Source organism: Acidimicrobiia bacterium, assembly GCA_036396535.1.
Taxonomy (GTDB): Bacteria; Actinomycetota; Acidimicrobiia; order Spongiisociales; family UBA5794; genus DASWKR01.
Genome location: DASWKR010000027.1, coordinates 1 through 3,709, shown reverse-complemented (window position 1 = coordinate 3,709; position 3,709 = coordinate 1). Strand labels below are relative to the sequence as shown.

Here is a 3,709-nt window from a genome sequence, read left to right as displayed (position 1 = left end):
GGCACCGTGACGTTCCTGTTCACCGACATCGAAGGCTCGACCGAGCTGTACCGAGCCCACCCGGGCGACTTCCCGGCGATCCTCGAGGCCCAGCAGACCGTCATCCGGACGGCCGCCGAGGCGCAGGGAGGCCACTTCGTCTCGGAGGACGGCGACGCCTGCTTCATCGTGTTCGCCTCGGCGAAGGGTGCCGTCGCCGCGGCGGCCGCGGCGCAGCGTGAGATCGCATCACGGGACTGGCCGGGCGGCGCCACGGTGAAGGTCCGCATGGGATTGCACACCGGGGAGGGGATCCTCGGCGGCCGCGACTATGTCGGACTCGACGTGCACCGGGCCGCCCGGATCGGAGCGGCCGGCCACGGCCGGCAGATCCTCCTCTCGGCGTCGACGGTGGCGGTGATCGGCACCGACCTCCCGGAAGGCACGGCGGCACGCGATCTCGGCGAGTTCACGCTGAAGGACTTCCCGGCACCGGAGACCCTCACGCAGCTGTCGATCGACGGGCTGCCGTCCGACTTCGCGCCGCTGCGGCTCACAGGACCGGCCCGGTCGACGCTGCCGCTGCAGCTCACCAGCTTCATCGGGCGCGACCGGGAGCTGACCCGCGCCGAGGAGCTCCTCGCCGGCACCCGCCTCCTCACGTTGACCGGACCGGGCGGCACCGGGAAGTCCCGCTTCTCGATCGAGCTGGCTCGCCGCAGCGAAGCCCGATTCCCCAACGGCGCCTACTTCGTCGCCCTCGCCTCGATCTCGGACCCGTCGCTCATCTCGTCGACGATCCTCGACACGATCGGCGGCTGGCCGACCGGCGAGAAGGGCGGCGCCCACGAGCTCCTCCTCGGCCACCTCGCCGACCGCTCCTACCTCATCGTCCTCGACAACTACGAGCACGTCCTCGAAGGCGCCGCCTTGGTCCCCGAGATCCTCAGGGCATCCCCGAACACGAAGATCATCGTGACGTCCCGCGCCGCCCTACGGGTATCGGGGGAACAGGAGTACCCGGTCCCGCCGCTCAGCACCGAGGACGACGGAGACGAGCCCGAGGCGGTCGCCCTGTTCCGTGAGCGGGCCACCGCGGTCCGGCCCGGATTCACCCTCGACGCCGAGGGAGTCGCCGCCGTCGCTCAGCTCGCCGAGCGGCTCGACGGCCTCCCACTCGCCATCGAGCTGGCAGCGTCGAGGGTCAACGTCCTCTCCCCCTCCGCCATCCTCGAGCGGCTCGGCAGCCAGATCCTCAAGACCGACGCACGCGACCTACCCGAGCGGCAGCGCTCCCTGAACGGCGCCATCGGCTGGAGCTACGACCTCCTCTTCGACCCGGTCAAGCGGGTCTTCGAACGCTTCTCGGTGTTCGCAGGCGGTGCCACGCTCGACATCGCCGAAGCCGTGTGCGATCCCGACAACGAGCTCGACATCCCGGTCCTCGACGCCCTCGCCCTGCTCCTCGACAACAGCCTGCTGCGCCGCACCGACCTGTCGACCGACACCCGATTCCACATGCTGATGACGATCCAGCAATACGCCGAGGAGCGCCTCGCCGCCGGTGGCGACCTGGCGCTCACCCGCCGCCGCCACGCCGACGCCTACCTGGCACTCGCCGAGCGGGCCGGCCCCGAGCTGACCAGGGCCGACCGACGTCTGTGGCTCGACCGGCTCACCGCCGAGCACGACAACCTCAGGAACGCCGTCACATGCGCCGTCGAACAGGGAGACGCCGACACTGCCCTGCGCTTCATCTCGGCGTTGTGGCGCTTCTGGCATACGCGGGGCCACGTCGAGGAGGCGTCCGGCCGAATCGCCACCATCCTCGCCATGCCGGGCGCCGACCCGCGCACCCGCGCCAGAGGCCTCGAAGCCGCCGGCGGCATCGCCTACTGGTCGGGCGACCTCGACCTCACCGGCCGCCACTACACCGAGGCCCTCGAGCTGATGCGGGAGCACGGCGACGAGCACGACGTCGCCGACGCCCTCTACAACCTCATGTTCCACTGGACGTACACCGGCAGCCTCGAACGCGGGGAGGAACTGGCGCGGGAGAGCCTCGAGGTGGCGGAGAGGGTCGGCTACGCCCAAGGCATCGCCAACGCCCACTGGGGCCTGGGCAACGTGACCACCTTTCAGGAGAAGCTCGAAGTCGCCCGAGAGCACTTCCTAGAGGCCGCCGACCGTTACCGGGAGCTCGGAGACGTCTTCGGGGAATGCTGGGCGGTGTTCGAGCTGGCGCACGTGGCGGCCCGCATGGGCGACCCGGCCGGCGCTCGAGAGTACCTGCGTCGCGGCATCCCCCTCGTCGCCGCCGCCGACGACAGCTCGGCGATCGCCCTCTTCGGGTGGGGGTTCGCCAACGCCGCCAACCTCGAGGGCGACGACGAGGAGGTCGCGTTCCTCTACGGGGCCCTCGAGACCGTGGGCGCCGAGACCGGGATCGGGCTCGCCGGGCTCGAGATCAACCGGAGCATCATAGACGACGAGACGATCGCCCGCCTCAAGGCCGAGTACCCCGAGGCCTTCGAGGCGGGTCGCTCGGTGTCGCGCGCCTCCCTCCTGGCCCGCATGCTGGAGAGCTGACGGGGGCCCTGGCGGGGTCGAACTCGCCACGCTTCGGTTTTCGCCGTCCCCTGCCGATGAAACATGGCGATGCGACGGCCAGACATCTCGAGGGACCAGCTCAACCCCGCCAACTGGGCGATCTATCCGACGCTGCGCCACCTGTGGCCGTGGTTCGCCGGGGTCGGGGCGCTGCTCCTCGTCGCCGTCCCGTGGGGCATCCGAGCCCAGGAACGGGGCCTCGAGGATGCGACGCGGACGGCCCTCGCCGAGGCGAACGTCGCCGTCGAGAACGTCGTGTTCTCCGGCCGCAACGGCACCGTGTTCGCGACACTCGACGCCGCATCCCGCCGCAGGGCGGAGGCGGCGCTCGCCGGCGTGTCCGGGATCGGGGGCGTCCAGTTCGAGGCGGGGATCGCTCCCGTCGTCCCAGTCGTGACGACCACCACCACGACCGCGGCTCCGACCACGACGACAACGACAGTGCCGGAGGGCGAGCCCGCCGAGATCACCCTGACCGTGAACGGTGGACGCATGGTCCTCGACGGGGCCCTCCCCGACGCCCGGACCGTCGCCGCCATATCGCGGGTCGGCCTCTCGCTGTATGGGCCGTCCGTCACGAACGAGCTCGTCGCCGACAGCTCTCTGGCCCGGCCGCTGTGGCTCAACGAGGCCGCCGCCGCAGCCGCCCTCCTGCCGATGGTCACCGACGGCCAGCTCGTCCTCGGTGTGCACGGCGCCCAGCTCACCGGCACGGTGTACGACAAGGCATCCGAGGCCGCCGTGCGGTCTGCCTTGCAGCGGGCCCTCGGGCCGGACATCCCGACGGCGGCGACGATCACCGTCAAGAAACAGGCGGTCCCGACCCTCGAGATCGTCGCATCCGGAGACGGGTCGGTGGCGGTGCGCGGCACCGTCGCCAACAAAGAGGTGAGAAAGGCAATCGTCGCGGCGGTCGCCGAGGCGGCCGGCTCGGCGCGGGTGTCGAACGAGCTCGTCGTCGGCAAGAACACGGCCGACCTGTACGTCATCCGGCGGGTGGCGCACATCGTCGGCAGGCTCGACGGAGCGGCCCAGTGGGCCCTCCGCTTCGACGGGAAGCGCCTCAGCGGCGCCGTCGCAGGCGGCGACAAGTTCGAGGACCTGCAGGTCGAGCCGACCG

At 71.2% G+C, this 3,709-nt stretch carries 2 protein-coding genes; both read left to right on the top strand.

The features are described from left to right. Positions 1-2,568: tetratricopeptide repeat protein (locus VGC47_04040; protein HEX9854461.1), on the top strand; the 2,568-nt coding region annotated here is incomplete at its 5' end. Between the two features lie 69 nt (positions 2,569-2,637). Continuing rightward, positions 2,638-3,709: hypothetical protein (locus VGC47_04035; GenBank protein ID HEX9854460.1), on the top strand; the 1,072-nt coding region annotated here is incomplete at its 3' end.